General features: G+C 72.0%; 11 protein-coding genes and 1 pseudogene. All 12 read left to right on the plus strand.

From position 1 onward, the window contains the following. The first annotated feature begins 1 nt into the window (after window position 1). Window positions 2-2,137, plus strand: a complete 2,136-nt coding sequence (gene pta / locus ACQ86M_RS01045; protein ID WP_431246743.1) for a phosphate acetyltransferase — start codon at window positions 2-4, stop codon at window positions 2,135-2,137. Then, window positions 2,134-3,336, plus strand: coding sequence for an acetate/propionate family kinase (locus ACQ86M_RS01050; protein ID WP_431246744.1), 1,203 nt, complete (start codon window positions 2,134-2,136; stop codon window positions 3,334-3,336). Before pta ends, ACQ86M_RS01050 begins: the two co-directional genes overlap by 4 nt. A 12-nt stretch (window positions 3,337-3,348) precedes the next feature. Further along, window positions 3,349-4,713 (plus strand): acyl-CoA thioesterase/BAAT N-terminal domain-containing protein, encoded by a 1,365-nt coding sequence (locus ACQ86M_RS01055; protein ID WP_431246745.1) that lies wholly within the window; start codon window positions 3,349-3,351, stop codon window positions 4,711-4,713. Continuing rightward, window positions 4,710-6,005, plus strand: coding sequence for an acyl-CoA thioesterase/BAAT N-terminal domain-containing protein (locus ACQ86M_RS01060; protein WP_431246746.1), 1,296 nt, complete (start codon window positions 4,710-4,712; stop codon window positions 6,003-6,005). The genes ACQ86M_RS01055 and ACQ86M_RS01060 overlap by 4 nt, the downstream gene beginning before the upstream one ends. Next, window positions 6,002-7,255: an acyl-CoA thioesterase/BAAT N-terminal domain-containing protein gene (locus tag ACQ86M_RS01065; protein ID WP_431246747.1), complete on the plus strand. Its 1,254-nt coding sequence runs from the start codon at window positions 6,002-6,004 to the stop codon at window positions 7,253-7,255. Before ACQ86M_RS01060 ends, ACQ86M_RS01065 begins: the two co-directional genes overlap by 4 nt. A gap of 47 nt (window positions 7,256-7,302) precedes the next feature. Further along, window positions 7,303-9,837 (plus strand): DNA polymerase III subunit gamma and tau, encoded by a 2,535-nt coding sequence (locus ACQ86M_RS01070; RefSeq protein ID WP_431246748.1) that lies wholly within the window; start codon window positions 7,303-7,305, stop codon window positions 9,835-9,837. A gap of 3 nt (window positions 9,838-9,840) precedes the next feature. After that, window positions 9,841-10,436 (plus strand): annotated as a pseudogene (gene recR / locus ACQ86M_RS01075) (recombination mediator RecR). Between the two features lie 223 nt (window positions 10,437-10,659). Further along, window positions 10,660-11,946, plus strand: a complete 1,287-nt coding sequence (locus tag ACQ86M_RS01080; RefSeq protein ID WP_431221393.1) for an aspartate kinase — start codon at window positions 10,660-10,662, stop codon at window positions 11,944-11,946. Window positions 11,947-12,015: 69 nt separating this feature from the next. After that, window positions 12,016-13,101, plus strand: a complete 1,086-nt coding sequence (locus ACQ86M_RS01085; protein WP_431246749.1) for an aspartate-semialdehyde dehydrogenase — start codon at window positions 12,016-12,018, stop codon at window positions 13,099-13,101. Window positions 13,102-13,176: 75 nt separating this feature from the next. Further along, window positions 13,177-14,652 carry a malate:quinone oxidoreductase gene (locus ACQ86M_RS01090; RefSeq protein WP_431246750.1) on the plus strand — a complete coding sequence of 492 codons (1,476 nt, stop codon included), beginning with the start codon at window positions 13,177-13,179 and terminating at the stop codon, window positions 14,650-14,652. A gap of 217 nt (window positions 14,653-14,869) precedes the next feature. Then, window positions 14,870-16,483: an ABC-F family ATP-binding cassette domain-containing protein gene (locus ACQ86M_RS01095; RefSeq protein WP_431246751.1), complete on the plus strand. Its 1,614-nt coding sequence runs from the start codon at window positions 14,870-14,872 to the stop codon at window positions 16,481-16,483. A gap of 27 nt (window positions 16,484-16,510) precedes the next feature. Further along, window positions 16,511-17,647, plus strand: a complete 1,137-nt coding sequence (locus ACQ86M_RS01100) for an Rv2578c family radical SAM protein (protein ID WP_431246752.1) — start codon at window positions 16,511-16,513, stop codon at window positions 17,645-17,647. Window positions 17,648-17,745: the final 98 nt, after the last annotated feature.

Below are 17,745 nucleotides of genomic sequence, written 5' to 3' on the forward strand. Positions count from 1 at the left end.
CGTGGCGCGTTCCATCTACATCACCTCGGCCGAGGGTCACACGGGCAAGTCGACGGTCGCTCTGGGCGTGCTCGAAGCGCTGCGGCACTCGGTCGGCCGCGTCGGGGTCTTCCGCCCGATCGCTCGGTCCACCGCCGAGCGCGACTACGTGCTCGAGCTGCTGCTGCAGCGCACGACGGCGGAGCTGTCGTACGAGGATGCGCTCGGCGTCACGTACGAAGACGTCCACACCGACGCGGATGCGGCGCTCGCCGAGATCGTGGAGCGCTTCCGGGCGGTGGAGGCGCGGTGCGAGACGGTCGTGATCCTCGGCTCGGACTTCACGGACGTCGGCAGCCCCACCGAGCTCGCGTACAACGCCCGCATCGCGGCGAACCTGGGCGCGCCCGTCCTGCTGGTGCTCGGCGGCCGCGTCGGCCAGGGCCTCGGCGAGCGTCTCGGCCAGGCCGATCCCCGGTCGCCGGAGGAGTTGCGCCAGCTGGCGGAACTGGCGGTGGCCGAGCTCCGGGCCGAGCACGCGGGCCTGCTCGCGGTGATCGCGAACCGCTCCGACGAGGACCGGCTCGACGAGATCGTCGCGTCCGTGGGGTCCGCCGTGGGCGCCTCCGCGGGCGGTGCGGGCAGCAGCGACCGGCCGCCGGTGTGGGCGATCCCGGAGGACCCGTTCCTGGTCGCGCCGAGCATCCGCTCGATCCTGGAGCAGACCGGTGCGACGCTCATCTCGGGCGAGGAGGCCCTGCTGGCCCGCGAGGCCCTGGGCGTCGTGGTCGCCGGAATGTCGATGAACAACGTGCTGCCGCGACTCGTCGAGGGATCGGTCGTCGTGGTGCCGGGCGACCGCACGGAGGTGCTGCTCGCGGTGCTGATGGCCAACGCCTCCGGCACGTTCCCGTCCATCGCGGGGATCGTGCTCAACGGCGGCTTCGAGCTGCCGGAGCCGATCGAACGGCTGCTCGCCGGCCTCCGCTCCCCGCTGCCGATCGTCCGGACGACCCTCGACACGTACGAGACGGTGGTGCGGATCACGCACGCCCGCGGCCGGCTGGCCGCCGATTCGCAGCGCAAGTACGACACGGCCCTCGCGCTGTTCGAACGGCACGTGGATGCGGACGCGCTGCTCGCGCGCCTCGACGTCTCCCGGCACGATGTCGTCACGCCGCTGATGTTCGAGTACGACCTGATCGAGCGCGCCCGCGCCGCGAAGAAGCACATCGTGCTCCCGGAAGGGGAGGACGACCGCATCCTGCGCGCCGCTCACACGCTGCTGGCGCGGGGCGTGGCACGGCTGACCATCCTCGGCGAGCCGTTCGAGGTGCGGTCGCGCGCGATCGAGCTCGGGCTCGACCTCGCGGGCGCGGAGGTGCTGAGCCCCTTCGACGACGTGCTCCGGGTGCGCTTCGCCGAGGAGTACGCACGGCTGCGGTCGCACAAGGGCATCACGGTCGACCAGGCCGCCGACACGGTCACCGACGCCTCCTACTTCGGCACGATGATGGTGCACCTGGGCCTGGCCGATGGGATGGTGTCGGGCGCCGCGCACACGACGGCGCACACCATCCGCCCGGCCTTCGAGATCATCAAGACCACGCCGGGCGTCTCCGTCGTCTCGAGCGTCTTCCTGATGGCGCTCGCCGACCGGGTGCTCGTCTACGGCGACTGCGCGGTCATCCCGGACCCGACGTCCGAGCAGCTGGCCGACATCGCGATCTCGTCGGCGAAGACGGCGGAGCAGTTCGGCATCCAGCCGCGGGTGGCCATGCTGTCGTACTCGACCGGCGACTCCGGGGCGGGAGCGGATGTGGAGAAGGTGCGCACCGCGACCGAGCTGGTGCGCGAACGTGCTCCGCAGCTCGCCGTCGCCGGCCCGATCCAGTACGACGCGGCGGCGGATGCGGCGGTCGGCGCGGCCAAGATGCCCGGGTCGGAGGTGGCCGGACGGGCGACTGTGTTCATCTTCCCCGACCTCAACACCGGCAACAACACGTATAAGGCGGTGCAGCGGAGCGCCGGCGCGGTGGCGATCGGACCGGTCCTGCAGGGGCTGCGCAAGCCGATCAACGACCTCTCGCGGGGAGCGACGGTGGACGACATCGTGAACACGGTGGCCATCACGGCGATCCAGGCGGCGCTGTCATGAGCGCTGTCCTGGTCGTCAACAGCGGCTCGTCGTCGTTCAAGTACCAGCTGATCGACAGCGAGACGGAGGAGTCTCTCGCGTCGGGGCTGGTCGAGCGGATCGGCGAGTCGAGCGGGCACACCACGCACCGGGGTCCGGACGGGACGACGGAGCGGACGCTCGAGATCCCCGACTACACCGCGGGCTTCCGGGCGATGCTCGACGCGTTCGCCGCCGAGGGCCCGAGCCTGGAGGAGAACCCGCTGGATGCGGTGGGCCACCGAGTGGTGCACGGCGGCAAGCGCTTCTTCGAGCCGACCATCGTGACGCCGCTCGTCGAGATCAACATCGAGGACCTCTCCGATCTCGCCCCGCTGCACAATCCGGCCAACCTGCAGGGCATCCGCGCGGCGAAGAAGGCCTTCCCCGATGTGCCGCACGTCGCGGTCTTCGACACCGCGTTCCACCAGACGCTGGGGCCCGCGGCCTACACCTACGCCATCGACGCGGACCTCGCCGCGCGGCATCGCGTGCGCCGGTACGGCTTCCACGGCACGTCGCACAAGTACGTGTCCGAGGCGGCCGCGGCGTTCCTCGACCGGCCGCTCGGCGAGCTCAAGCAGATCGTGCTGCACCTCGGCAACGGAGCGTCGGCGTGCGCGGTGGACGCCGGGCGCTCCGTCGAGACGTCGATGGGCATGACGCCGCTCGAGGGGCTGGTGATGGGCACTCGCTCGGGCGACCTCGATCCGGCGGTCCTCATCCACCTCGCCAGGCGGGCGCAGTTGAGCACGGACGATCTCGACGAGCTGCTGAACCGGCGCAGTGGTCTGCTGGGCCTGTCCGGCCGCGGTGACATGCGCGATGTCCGCCTGGCGGCCGGGCGCGGCGAGGAGCAGGCGCGCCTCGCGCTCGATGTGACGGTCCACCGTCTCAAGCACTACGTCGGGGCGTACACCGCGCTGCTGGGCGGCCTCGACGTCCTCACCTTCACCGCGGGCGTCGGCGAGAACGATGCGGCCCTGCGGGCGGAGGTGCTCACCGGTCTGGAGGTGCTCGGCATCCGGCTCGACCCGGAGCGGAGCGCGAGCCCGTCGCGGGAGGCGCGGGTCATCTCCACCGACGACTCGGCCGTGACCGTGCTGGTCGTGCCCACCAACGAGGAGCTGGAGATCTCGCGGCAGTCGCTGCAGGCCGTCCGCGAGGCCGCCGGGGGCTGAGGGAGCGGGGCCATGGCCCGAGCAGGAGCGCCAGGGCGGCGCAGCGGCCGGCGCGACGGAGGACGGTCGCAGCGGACGCTGCGCGCGCGTCTCGCCTCGTTGCTGGCCGCCGGCGTGGCGCTCCTGCTCGGAGCCGCCGCACTTGCGGGCTGCGGCTCGGTCCAGGGTGGGGCGGGGGCGCGCTTCGTGACGCCGCCGCTCGTCCGCTACAGCGCCGTGCTCTGGCCGGTGCCGCTGCAGCTGGTCGGCGCGGAGCCCGGCGCTCATCTGCGTCTCAGCTCGCGACTGGCCACGGCGCACGGGGAGTGGCGTTCGGCGGCGACGTACACGGTTCCGGCCTCCGGCATCCTCGATCTCGCGACCGCCCGGCCGCAGTTCGCGCCGTTCACCGCGCCCGACTCGGCCGGCCTGTTCTGGTCGCTGCGCGGTCCCCGGCTGCCCGAGGCCGTGGCTGTCCGGCAGTGGATGCGCGACGCACTCCAGGTGACGGTCACCGCGTCCGACGGCGATCGGGTGGTGGCCTCGCGCCGGTTCGCGCTGGCCGGCCTTGCCGCATCCCTCTCGGTCCGGACGCTGTACACGCGCGATCTGCGCGCGGCGATCGATCCCCGGCTGCCGCGCGAGACCCACGAGGACGTTCCTCTGGGAACGTTCTACAGCGCGGCGACGCTCGAGCACCCGCAGGCGCCGGCCGTGCTCATGTTCGACGACGCGACGCCGGGCGCCTCGGCGGACTACACCGCGCCGCTGATCGCGCAGTTCGGGGCGTCGGTGCTCCGGATCCCGGTCGTGCCCGCCTCAGACGGCATCCGCTCCGCCGGCATCGTCTCGGCATCCACGGTGGATGCGGCCCTCCAGTGGCTGGCCGAACGGCCCGACATCGTGCAGGGCAAGCTGTTCGTCTATGGCACGGGCGTCGCGGAGCAAGTGGCGTTGTGGGCGGCGACGCGATTCCCGTCGCGCGTGCACGGGCTGTTCCTGGCGGGAGGTTCCCCCGCTCTGCTCTGCCTGCAGGGGACGCGGGTCTCGCCCGCGGTCGAAGGTTCCGTCAGCCTGCCCTGCCTCTCCGGCGCCCGGATGGTGGAGCCCTCTGCCATCCCGCCCATCGACGGCGTCGAGGGTCCGGTCGTGCTGGCGTGCGGGGAGCAGGATGCCGTCCTCCCGAACGCCTGCGACTGGCAGCGGAGGCTGGCCGAGACCCGTCAGCCGCGCGAAGGGGACGCGGTGATCTACGCCGGTGGCGCGGGGCATGCGGTCTCCGTCCCTCCCGGACTGCCGATCGGGCTTCCGGCCGCGGGCGGCCAGCCGACCGAGCGGGCGCGGGTCGCGTTCTGGGACGCGGTCGGTCGCGCGCTTCTGCAGGTGGTGCTGCAATGAGCCGTCCCGGCCGCCGGATCCTCCGCGCGGCGGTCCTCACCGCCGTGGTCGCCCTCGTCCTCTCCGCGTGCGCCGCCGGCGGTCCCGGCGGCGCGCGGTTCGCCTTCAGCAGCTTCGGCGCGGGCACCACGCAGCCGGTCGCCGTGCAGGTCACCGGGCTCGAGCCCGGGCACCCGGTCGTGGTCACCGCCCGCGCGCACACCGGCACGGGGTCGCTCTCGTCGCGTGCCGTCTACGCCGTGCCGCCGGACGGCCGCGTGCGGCTGTGGTCGCAGGAGCCGCTCGCGGCCCCGTATCCCCGCCCCGACGGAGCGGGCCTGCTGTGGAGCCTGACCGGTCCGTCGCTGAGCCAGCGTCAGCTGGTCGAGCAGTGGGTGTTCGGCGGGCTGGATCTGACCTTCACCGCCGAGCAGGACGGCCACGCGGTCGCCACGGCCCCGCTGCACCGGCTGCCGCTGGCAGAGGGCACGCGGAGCAGGGACGTGACCGGAGGTGACGTCATCGGCAGCGGCGATCCGGCCGCGTCGGCGATCGCACCCACCGCCCGCGTCGGCGCGCTGGTGGAGTCGGTGCCGACGCCGGTGGACCTCCGCCCCGGGGTCATCGTCATCGACGGCGACGACGGGGGAGCGGCGGGCGCCTTCGCCTCGCGGATGATCGCCTCCGCCGGGTTCCCGGTGTTCGTGCTCCCCGCCTTCGTGCCAGAGGGGCAGATCCCCGGCTCGGCCGCGCTGTCGGTCGAGACCTTCGACGCGGCGCTGGCCTGGTTCTCGTCCCTCCCGATCGTCGACGAGGACCGCGTCTTCGTCTACGGCACCGGACGTGCCTCGTCGCTCGCGCTCTGGTTCGCCGCGGAGGAGCCCGGTCGCATCCACGGGGCCTTCGCCGCGGGCGGCGCCACCGCCCTGCAGTGCACGTCCGCGGCCGGCAGCCCGCTGCTCATCCGGCAGGGCCGGGCGTTGCCGTGCGCGAACCCGGAGCGGACGATCGCGGGCACCGACATCCTCCCGCTGCAACGCATCTCCGGGCCCCTCGTGCTCGCCTGCGGCACCGCCGACCGGCAGCTGCCGACGGCGTGCGACTGGACCCGCGCCGGCGAGCAGGCGCGTGGCGCGGCGGACGGCGACGCGTTCCTGTACGCGGAGGGCGCCGGGCACGACATCACCACCCCGCCGCTGCTGCCGATCGGCCTGAGCGACCTGCCGCCGGCGACGGCGCAGGCCACAGAGGATGCCCGCGTCGGCTTCTGGACCCTGGTGATCGGCAAACTGGCGGGGGCGGTCCGGCCATGAGCGGGTTCGGGATGCGCGCCGCGCGTCGCCTGGCAGCGGGGGCGGCTGCCGTGGGGTTGGCGTTCGGCTCCCTGGTGGGATGCGCGAGCGCCGCTACGGGCGCCGGCCCGCGCTTCGAGGTCAGCGAGGAGCCGAGCGGGGTCTGGGAGCCCATCCACGTGCGGGTCGTCGCCCTGCAGCCCGGGGCCCGGGTGTCGCTGCGGGCGCGCGTGGCCGGCGGCGGCGACTCCTCCTCGCAGGCGGTCTACGTCGTTCCGTCCTCGGGCGTAGTCGATCTCGACCGGGAGGCGCCGGTCGAGGCGCCCTTCTCGGGAGCGGACGGCATGGGGTTGTTCTGGTCCCTCGGTCTCTCGTCGGGCTCGACCGCGGTGTCGCCGCAGCTCTGGGGAGGCGCGAGCCTGTCCGTCGACCTGGAAGCGGTCGTGGACGGCCGCCGGGTGGCCGCACGGCGCATCCACCGCGTCGGGCTGCAGGCGGTGGCACCCTCCCGTGCCGTGTTCGACGACGGCATCACGGGCGACTACTTCGAGCCGCAGGCGCAGTCGCGGGCGCCGCGTCCGGCCGTGCTGGTGCTCGACGGCACCGACCCCGCCGCGCCGAGCGGGGTGCTGTCGGCGGCCACCCTGTCGGCGATGGGATACCCCGCGCTGGCGCTGTCGACGTACGGTTCGGCGGGGGAGGTGAACGTCGTGCGCACCCTTCCGGCCGAGCGGGTGCTCGCCGCGCTGAACTGGCTGCGCTCGCAGCCGGGCGTCGACCCGCGCCGCGTCTTCGTGTTCGGCAGCTCGCGCGGCGCGCAGCTCGCCCTGTGGACGGCGGTGGCGTACCCCGATCTCGTCTACGGCGCGATCGCCCCGGCGGGCACGACGGGGCTGGTGTGCCCGTCGCCGGTACCCGGCCCCGCGGTGACGGTGGGCGGCGCCTGGGTGCCGTGCGTGAGCGGGACGCACGAGGTCACCCCGGCCGCGGTGCTCGATCTCACGCGCATCCGGGGGCCGGTGGTGCTGGGATGCGCGGGCCGGGACGAGCAGCTCGACAACGCCTGCCGGTGGATGGAGGCGGCGGCCGCCATCCGCCCGCCCCACGGTGGGGATGCGTACGTCGGCGCGCCTCGCGCGACGCACCTCTTCTCCGTGCCGCCGTACACGCCGCTCTACCTTCCGCCGCCTCCGGACGCGCAGCCCACCGAGGACGCGCGCGTGTCCCTCTGGTCGGCGATCGGCCGGGCGCTGAACGTCCGCGGCCCGTGACGGGCGGCTCCCACCGGAATGTCGGCGGCGATGAGTAGCATGTGTGAGTGGTAACCGCCCTGTATCGCCGCTATCGGCCCGACACCTTCGCCGAGATGATCGGCCAGTCCCAGGTGACGGATCCGTTGATGACGGCGCTGCGCACGAACCGGGTCAACCACGCCTACCTGTTCTCGGGTCCTCGCGGCTGTGGCAAGACGACGTCGGCGCGCATCCTGGCCCGCTGTCTGAACTGCGCGGAGGGCCCCACCGACACCCCGTGCGGGAAGTGCGCCAGCTGCGTCGAGCTGAGCCGCGACGGCGGCGGGTCGCTCGACGTGGTCGAGATCGACGCGGCGAGCCACAACGGCGTCGACGACGCCCGCGACATCCGCGAGCGGGCGATCTTCGCGCCCGCCCGCGACCGCTACAAGATCTTCATCCTCGACGAGGCGCACATGGTCACGCCGCAGGGCTTCAACGCCCTGCTGAAGATCGTGGAGGAGCCGCCGGAGCACGTGAAGTTCATCTTCGCGACCACCGAGCCCGAGAAGGTCATCGGCACCATCCGCTCCCGCACGCATCACTATCCGTTCCGGCTGGTGCCGCCCGCGCAGATGCTCGAGTACGTGCAGAGCCTGTGCGACAGCGAGGGCATGACGGTCGCGCCCGGCGTCCTGCCGCTCGTCGTCCGCGCCGGCGGCGGCTCGCCGCGAGACACCCTCTCCCTGCTCGACCAGCTGATGGCCGGGTCCGAGGGGAGCGCGATCGAGTACGAGCGCGCGGTCGCCCTGCTCGGGTACACGCACGCGGCCCTGCTCGACGACGTCATCGACGCGATCGCGGCACGGGATGCGGCGGGCGCCTTCGCCGCGGTCGACCGCGTCGTGCAGACGGGACAGGATCCGCGCCGGTTCGTCGAAGACCTGCTCGAGCGGCTGCGCGACCTCATCGTCGTCGCGGCGACGAGCGTCGAAGGCGCTGCAGCGGTGCTCCGCGGAGTGCCCCAGGACGAGCTCGACCGGATGGGCGTGCAGGCCATGAAGTTCGGCGCCGCCGAGCTGAGCCGGTCGGCCGACATCGTGAACGCGGCCCTCACCGAGATGACCGGCGCGACCTCGCCGCGGCTGCATCTCGAGCTGATGATCGCGCGCGTGCTCGTGCCGTCGAGCGACGAGAGCGAGCGCGGCGCGCTCGCCCGGGTGGAGCGGCTGGAGCGCCGAGTCGGCGTCAGCGACGCGGTCGGTGCGGAGTCGGCTGCGGCGCCGGCCGTGCCGTCGCGTCCGGTCGACCGGGGTGCGCCGGCGCGCGCGGCTGCTGCTCCTGCGGCTGCTGCTCCTCCGGCGGCCGCTCCGGCTGCGCCTGCTGCTCCCGCTGCGGCCGCTGGTCCGGCGGCGCCCTCCGCCGCTGCACCGGCGACCGCTTCGGCACCCGCGCCCGTCGCCGAGACGCGTGAGACCGTCGCCGACACGGTCGCTGCGTCTCCCGCTGCCGGTGCTGCCGGTGCGGCCGCTGTCGGGCCGGTCACCACGCAGCAGGTCAAGGACTCGTGGCCGCAGATCCTCGACGCCGTCCAGCGGGCCAAGCGCAGCGCGTGGATGGTCGTCTTCACGGCACAGGTCCGCTCGCTCAACGGGGATGTCCTGACGCTGTCCTTCCCCAGCGACAACGACGTGCAGAGCTTCCGTCAGCCCGAGGCGGGCGGCGCCCCCGGCGTCAGCGAGCACCTCCGGCAGGCCATCGTCGACGTGCTCGGTATCCGCGTGAAGTTCATCGCCCGCGCCGACTCCGGCCCGGGCTCCGGCGGTTCGCCGCGTCCGTCCGCGGGCGCACCCGCCGCGCCGACGGCCGAGACGTGGCCCGGCGCAGAACCGTCCGCGTCCGCGCCCGCGGAAGCCGCCGCGCCCGCGACGGCCTCGAGCTCTGCGCCGACGGCGCCGAGCGCGGCACCGGCCTCGCCGAGCGCCACGCCCGCGACGCCGGTCGGCGGCTCCGGCGGCTCCGCCGCCCAGCGGTCGGCCGCCGGATCGCGGAGTGCCGCCGGGTCGCCGGCCTCGGCCGCCGCCTCCGCCGGTGCTGCCGCCGGATCCCCGGCCGCGTCCGGCACCTCCGCCGGCGCTGCCGTCACAGAGTGGGCGACGGTCGCGATCCCGGCATCGCCCGCGGGCGAGACCGTCACCGCGTCGACGATCACGACGACCGCTGCCGTGGTGACCCTCGAGCGTCCGACCGAGGATGCGCCTGCGCCCGACGGTCGCGCGTCGTCGGCACCCTCGGCCCGGCCCGCGAGCGCGCCCGACCCGGACGAGCCGCCGTACGACGACGTCCCGCCGCCCGAGACCGAGCCGCCCTACGAGCCGCCGGTCCCGGAGGAACCCTCCGACGACTGGTCCGCAGCGCCCGCCACCGCTGCCCCCAGCGCGCCGACGCCCGCCCGTGGCCCGGCCGTCGCCGCAGAGCGCGCCGCATCCGCGCCGGCTGCCGGGACCCGCACTCCGACCTTCCAGCAGCCGCAGCGCTACGGGGAGGCGGTGGTGCGCGAGATCCTCGGAGCCACCTTCATCGAGGAGCAGCCCGCGCCTCCGACCCCGGGGATGAGGTAACCGGTGTACGAAGGCATCGTCCAGGAGCTGATCGACGAGCTCGGGCGGCTGCCGGGCATCGGCCCGAAGTCGGCTCAGCGCATCGCGTTCCACATCCTGCAGACCGAGACGTTCGACGTCACGCGCCTCGCCGAGGTGCTGCTCGAAGTGCGCGACAAGGTCCGGTTCTGTGAGATCTGCGGCAACGTCTCCGAGCAGGCCACCTGCTCCATCTGCCGCGATCCGCGCCGCACGCCGACGCTGATCTGCGTCGTCGAGGAGGCGAAGGACGTCGTCGCGATCGAGCGCACCCGCGAGTTCCGCGGCCTGTACCACGTGCTCGGCGGCGCGATCAGCCCGATCGACGGCGTCGGCCCGGACGACCTGCGCATCCGCCAGCTCATGCAGCGCCTCGCCGACAACACGGTGCAGGAGGTCATCATCGCGACCGACCCCAACCTCGAGGGGAGGCGACGGCCACCTACCTGAGCCGCTTGCTGACCACGCTCGACATCCGGGTCACCCGCCTCGCCTCCGGTCTGCCGGTCGGCGGCGACCTCGAGTACGCCGACGAAGTGACGCTCGGCCGCGCCTTCGAGGGTCGCCGCCAGGTCTCCTGACCCGTTCCCGGCCGGAAACGGAGGAGTTCCGCACCCGACGCGCCGCCGGACGGCGGAAACGGAGGAGTCGGCCCTCTCCAGCCGCGCAAAACTCCTCCGCGAACGGCGCTCGCACCTCCACGCATCTCCGCCGTGCCCGCCCACTGTCAACAGCAGGCGTCACATAAGGGAACGGTCATATTCCCGCCGGTAGGATGGGAAGCCCGTGAGTTCAGGAGTGTCCGTGGCCCTCATCGTCCAGAAGTTCGGCGGTTCGTCCGTCGCGACAGCTGAGAGCATCAAGCGCGTCGCGAAGCGCATCGTCGAGACGCGGAAGGCGGGCAACGAGGTCGTCGTGGCCGTCTCCGCCATGGGCGACACCACGGACGAGCTGCTCGACCTGGCCCACGAGGTCACTCCGATCCCGGCTCCCCGCGAGCTCGACATGCTGCTCACCGCGGGCGAGCGCATCTCCATGGCGCTGCTCGCCATGGCGATCAAGAGCATGGGCTACGACGCCCGCTCGTTCACCGGCAGCCAGGCGGGAATGATCACCGATGCGCAGCACGGCGCCGCGCGCATCGTCGATGTCACGCCGGGCCGTATCCAGGATGCGCTCAACGAGGGCGCGATCGCCATCGTCGCCGGGTTCCAGGGCTTCAGCCGCGAGTCCCGCGACATCACGACCCTCGGCCGCGGCGGCTCCGACACGACGGCCGTCGCCCTGGCCGCCGCCCTCGGCGCCGAGGTCTGCGAGATCTACACCGACGTCGACGGCGTGTTCACGTCCGACCCGCGTCAGGTGCCCCTGGCGCGCAAGATCGACCGCATCACCAGCGAGGAGATGCTCGAACTCGCCGCCGCGGGCGCGAAGGTGCTGCACATCCGGGCTGTGGAGTACGCCCGGCGGCACAACGTGACGCTGCACGTCCGCTCGTCGTTCTCGAACAAAGAGGGCACCTACGTGCTCAATGAAGCAGCGGCGGCCGAGGCCGCCAAGAAGGATGGAACCGTGGAAGAGCCCATCATCTCCGGCGTGGCCACCGACCTGAGCGAGGCCAAGATCACCGTCGTCGGCGTGCCCGACGTGCCCGGCAAGGCGGCCCAGATCTTCAAGATCGTCGCGAAGGCCAACGCCAACGTCGACATGATCGTGCAGAACGTCTCCGCGGCGGCCACCAGCCTCACCGACATCTCCTTCACACTGCCGAAGTCCGAGGGTCAGCGTGTCCTCACCGCCTTGACGGCGGAGAAGGACGAGGTGGGCTACCAGTCGCTGCAGTACGACGACCAGATCGGCAAGCTGGCTCTGGTCGGAGCGGGTATGCGCACCAACTCGGGCGTCTCCGCGATGCTCTTCGAGGCGCTGTTCGATGCCGGCATCAACATCGAGATGATCTCGACCAGCGAGATCCGCATCTCGGTCGTCACCCGCGCCGACACGGTCGCGGAGGCGGCCCGAGTCGTGCACACCGCCTTCGGCCTCGACGGCGACGAGAAGGCCATCGTCTACGCGGGCACCGGCCGCTAGATCCACCTGCGCGGGGAATGCCTCTCCGCGCGCTGCGGTTCCATCCACAAACGACCCGAAGGGGCTGGCATGAGCGAGTACACCGATTTCGACAGCAACGGCGCGCGGGTGGCCGTCGTGGGCGCGACCGGCCAGGTGGGCGCCGTGATGCGCCGCCTGCTCGAGGAGCGCGCGTTCCCGGTGAAGAGCATCCGCTTCTTCGCCTCCTCGCGCTCGGCCGGCACGACCCTGCCGTTCAAGGGCCAGGAGATCACGGTCGAGGATGTGGCGACCGCCGACGTCTCCGGCATCGACATCGCCCTGTTCTCCGCCGGCGCCACCGGTTCCAAGGCGCACGCCCCGCGCTTCGCCGAGGCCGGCGCCATCGTCATCGACAACTCGAGCGGATGGCGGATGGACCCGGATGTGCCGCTGGTCGTCTCCGAGGTCAACCCCGAGGCCATCGCGGATGCGCGCAAGGGCATCATCGCCAACCCGAACTGCACCACCATGGCCGCCATGCCCGTCCTGAAGCCCCTGCACGACGAGGCCGGCCTGACCCGCCTCGTGGTGAGCACCTACCAGGCGGTCTCCGGGTCCGGTCTCGCCGGCGCCGAGGAGCTCGCGGAGCAGGCCCGTGCCGCCGTGGCCGACGAGCACCTTCTCGACCTGGTGCACGACGGATCCGCCGTGACGCTGCCCGAGCCGGTCAAGTACGTGCGCCCGATCGCGTTCGATGTCATCCCGCTCGCCGGTTCCATCGTCGACGACGGCCTGAACGAGACCGACGAGGAGAAGAAGCTGCGCAACGAGTCGCGCAAGATCCTCGGGGTCCCCGAGCTGCTGGTCAGCGGCACCTGCGTCCGCGTCCCCGTCTTCACCGGTCACTCCCTCTCGATCAACGCGGAGTTCGCCCGGCCGATCAGCCCGGAGCGCGTCAGCGAGCTGCTCGCCGACGCGGCCGGTGTTCAGCTGACGGATGTCCCGACCCCGCTGCAGGCCGCGGGAAGCGACCCCAGCTTCGTCGGCCGCATCCGTGCGGACGAGGGTGCGCCCGAGGGACGCGGCATCGCGCTGTTCGTGAGCAACGACAACCTGCGCAAGGGCGCGGCCCTCAACGCCGTGCAGATCGCCGAGCTGGTGGCCGAGCGGCTTGCGAACCCGGTCACCGCGTAGGGCGTTTGTCTCGATATCGAGAGACCCGGGTGCTCCCACGGCGGGTCTGAGCGGCACGCATCATAGGATTGACGGGTGAGCAATTCTCCCATCGACGTCGTCCTGATCGGCGGCGGCATCATGAGTGCCACGCTGGGGGCCATGATCCAGCGCGTGCAGCCCGACTGGAGCATCCGGATCTACGAGCGACTGGGCGAAGTGGCCCAGGAGTCCTCGAACCCGTGGAACAACGCCGGCACCGGCCACGCCGCGCTGTGCGAGCTGAACTACATGCCCGAGGCGTCCGACGGCACCGTGGACCCCGCCAAGGCCATCAGCATCAACGAGCAGTTCCAGCTGAGCCGCCAGTTCTGGTCCAGCCTCGTCGCCGCCGGCGACCTCCCCGAGCCGCACACGTTCATCAACTCCACCCCGCACATGACGTTCGTGAAGGGGCGCGACAACGTCCGCTACCTCCGCAAGCGCTACGAGGCGCTCAAGGACGAGCCGCTGTTCGCCGGCATGGAGTACTCGGAGGACCCGGCCGTGATCGGCGAGTGGACGCCGCTCCTCACCAAGAAGCGCAGCGCCAAGCAGCGCATCGCTGCCACCCGTCAGACCTCCGGGACCGACGTCGACTTCGGCGCCCTGACCCGGGCGCTCATCGACAACCTGGTCGAGAACGGTGCGGAGCTCGCGCTCAACCACAGCGTGCGCGACATCAAACGCACCAAGGACGGCCTGTGGCGGTTGAAGGTGCGCCACGATGTCGGCCGCACCTCGCACGTCACCACGGCGCGCTTCGTATTCGTCGGCGCGGGCGGCGGCGCGCTGCACCTGCTCCAGAAGTCGGGCATCCCCGAGATCAAGGGCTTCGGCGGCTTCCCGATCTCCGGGCAGTTCCTGCGCACCACGGACCCCAAGATCGTCGCGCAGCACCAGGCGAAGGTCTACGGCAAGGCCGCCGTCGGCGCCCCGCCGATGTCGGTGCCGCACCTCGACACCCGCGTGGTCGACGGTCAGGCGTCGCTGCTGTTCGGTCCGTACGCGGGATTCAGCCCCAAGTTCCTGAAGACGGGCTCGTGGTTCGACCTGCCGGGCTCGGTGCGTCCGGGCAACCTCGGGCCGATGCTCGCCGTCGCGCGCGACAACTTCGACCTCATCAAATACCTGGTGGGCGAGCTGCTCGCCAACCGCGCGAAGAAGCTGAAGGCGCTGCAGGAGTTCATGCCGACCGCGAAGAGCGAGGACTGGGAGCTCATCACGGCCGGCCAGCGCGTGCAGGTCATGAAGAAGGACCCGAAGAAGGGCGGCGTGCTGCAGTTCGGCACCGAGGTCGTGGCGGCCGAGGACGGCTCCATCGCCGGCCTCCTGGGGGCGTCGCCGGGCGCATCCACTGCCGTCCCGATCATGGTGGACCTGCTGAAGCACTGCTTCCCCGACCGGTTCCCGGGCTGGCTGCCGACGATCAAGCAGCTCATCCCGACGGTCGGGACGACGCTGAACGACCGCCCGGAGGAGGCGCAGCGCGTGCTCGCCGCGACGGCGGAGACCCTGCAGCTGCAGCAGTAGCAACTCTTTACAGTGGCGAGGACGACCTGCTATGGTCGTCCTCGCTATGAAGTGAGAACCTCCTGACGTCCCGCGCCCGAGGCGCCGTCGATGTGAGTGAGGACCCTTCACGGCCACGCGCCGCCCGGTCAGGCACCTGGGCGCTCCAGCGCCGCTCACGACGGAGATCGCCCGGCGGGAACCTGCTCCTTGTGGAGCGCCCGGAAAGGCGGTTCCCATGCCAACCATCACCCTCGCACCCCTGCGCGCCGACGGCGTCTCCGTCGTCTACGGCGACCGCCGGGTGCTCACCGACGTCTCCCTGACGGTCGCCCCGGGTCATCGACTGGGGCTGATCGGCGAGAACGGCGCCGGCAAATCCACCCTGCTGCGGGTGCTGTCCGGGAGCGAGACACCCGACTCCGGCGTCATCGCGCGTCCGGAGCGGACCGGGTTCCTCTGGCAGGAGGTTCGGTTCCACCCCGGTGAGACGCTCGCGGCTCTGCTCGAGCACGCCCTCTCGGACGTGCGGGCCATCGAGCGGGAGCTGCAGGCCGCCGCCGAGGCCCTCGGATCCGACGGCCCGGCCGCCGCCGCGCGGTACGACGCCGCGCTGGCGGCCGCCGAGCGCGCCGAGCTGTGGAGCGTCGAGGCACGCCGGGACGAGCTCCTCGCGGGGCTCGGTGTGGACGACATCCCGCTGGCCCGCCGCGTGAGCGAGGTCTCGGGAGGCCAGCGGTCCCGGTTCGCGCTCGCGGCCCTCCTGCTGCGCCGGCCGGACGTGCTGCTGCTCGACGAGCCCACGAACCATCTGGATGACGAGGCGGCGGCCTTCCTCGAGCGGCAGCTCGCCGGGTGGTCAGGTCCCGTCGTCTTCGCGAGCCACGATCGCGCCTTCCTCGACGCGGTCGCGACCAGCCTCCTCGACCTCGACCCGGCCCGTTCGGGCACGACCGTCTTCGGCGGCGGGTACAGTGCGTACCTGGAGGAGAAGGCGGCCGAGCGTGCGCGGTGGGAGAAGCAGTTCTCCGACGAGCAGCGCGAGCTGAAGGAGCTGAAGCACGCGGTCGACGTGACGGCGCGCTCCATCGCCTGGTCGGGCAAGATCCGCGACAACGACAAGTTCGTGAAGTCGGTGAAGGGCAACGCGCTCGACCGGCAGATCAGCCGTCGCATCCGCAATGCGGAGGGACGGCTGGAAGAGCTGCGTGACGGGCAGGTGCGCAAGCCGCCGGCTCCGCTCAGCTTCGCGGGCATCCCGTCCGGGTTCCAGCCGCTGGGCGACGACTCGGGCGTGCTCGTGCAGGTCCGGGATGTGCGGATCGCCGGCCGGTTGCACCTCGACGAGTTCGTCGTGGCGGGGGATGCGCGCATCCTCGTCACCGGGGCTAACGGCGCGGGCAAGTCGACGCTGCTCTCCCTGCTGGCCGGTCGGCTCGAGCCGTCCGCCGGTGCCGTCACCCGCCGGCGCGGCCTCCGGGTCGGGCTGCTGGAACAGGATGTGCGGTTCGCCGACCCCTCCGCGTCGCCCCGGCGGCTCTACGAGGCGACACTGGGCGAGCGGCGGGCGGAGACGGTGCCGCTCAGCTCCCTGGGGTTGATCGCGCAACGGGATCTGGACCGCCCGATCGGAGCCCTGTCGGTCGGTCAGCAGCGCCGGTTCGCCCTCGCGCTCATCGTGGCGCGGCCGCCGCACCTGTTCCTGCTGGACGAGCCAACCAACCACCTGTCGCTGTCGCTCGCCACCGAGCTGGAGGAGGCGCTGGGCGCCTATCCGGGCGCCGTGGTGGTCGCGAGCCACGATCGCTGGCTGCGCTCGGGCTGGACCGGGGGGACGGTGCACCTTGATTAAGGTTCGAACATATGTTCGAATGGAGGCATGCGTTGGAGTGGTCAGGAGTTGTCGGTCGATGAGCCGTCTGCGCTGCCAGGGCTCGCGCGGCTGAACAACCTGGTGCGCTCCGTGCGCACCCCCGACTTCGCCGGCATCACGTTCCACGAGGTGCTGGCGAAGTCGGCGCTCAACCGCATTCCGGGCGGCGGCGGTCCCATGCCGTTCGGATGGACGATCAACCCGTACCGCGGGTGCTCGCACGCCTGCGTCTACTGCTTCGCGCGGCCGACGCACACCTACCTCGACCTCGACTCGGGCAAAGACTTCGACAACGAGATCATCGTCAAGGTCAATGTCGCGGAGGTGCTCCGGAAGGAGCTCGCCAAGCCGAGCTGGGGGCACCATCCCGTCGCGCTCGGTACGAACACCGATCCGTATCAGCGCGCGGAAGGTCGCTACGCGCTCATGCCGGGCATCATCGATGCGCTGGTCGATACCGGGACACCCTTCAGCATCCTGACCAAGGGGTCGCTGATGCGCCGCGACCTCGATCGGCTGGCCGATGCCGCCCGCCGTGTGCCGGTCGACCTGGCGATGTCGATCGCGGTGTACGACGACGAGCTGCAGCAGTCGGTCGAGCCGGGCACGCCCACGACCAAGGCGCGCCTCGCGACGGTGACGGCGGTTCGGGAGCACGGTCTCGACTGCGGCGTCTTCCTCATGCCGATCATTCCCTACCTGACCGATACGCGCGCCCACCTCGATGAGGCACTCCGGCAGGCGAAGGAGGCGGGAGCGACCCATGTGCTCTATTCGGCGTTGCATCTGAAGCCGGGCGTCAAGGAGTGGTTCTACCTCTGGCTCGGGCAGGAGCACCCGGAGCTGCTTCCGCAGTACCGGCAGATGTACGGCCGCGGCACGTACGCGCCACAGGAGTACCGGCGCTGGCTCGCGGGGCGCATCAAGCCGCTCATCCGCGCACACGGGCTGGAGCGGAGGGAGGAGGATCCAGCGACCGGAGGGGTGCGTTCCAGTGCTCTCGGGATGCTGCGCGACGACGAAGGGGAGCGCAGGCCGGTGGGGTCCGCGGTGGCGGCCGGCGCGTCGTCGGAGGCTCCGGATGCGGCGTCGCTGGTGAGCGCGTCCCTGACTGCTTTGGGCGTGCAGCCGACCCTCTTCTGAGCGGGGACGACCTGGGGTACATCATCGCGGGGTACACAGGGGGCGGAGGGAATGCCATAATCCGAAGGGACCGAGGACTTCTCGGAACCGGAAGGGAT

Origin of the sequence: Leifsonia xyli subsp. cynodontis (assembly GCF_050632205.1) — a bacterium.
Taxonomy (GTDB): domain Bacteria; phylum Actinomycetota; class Actinomycetes; order Actinomycetales; family Microbacteriaceae; genus Leifsonia; species Leifsonia xyli_D.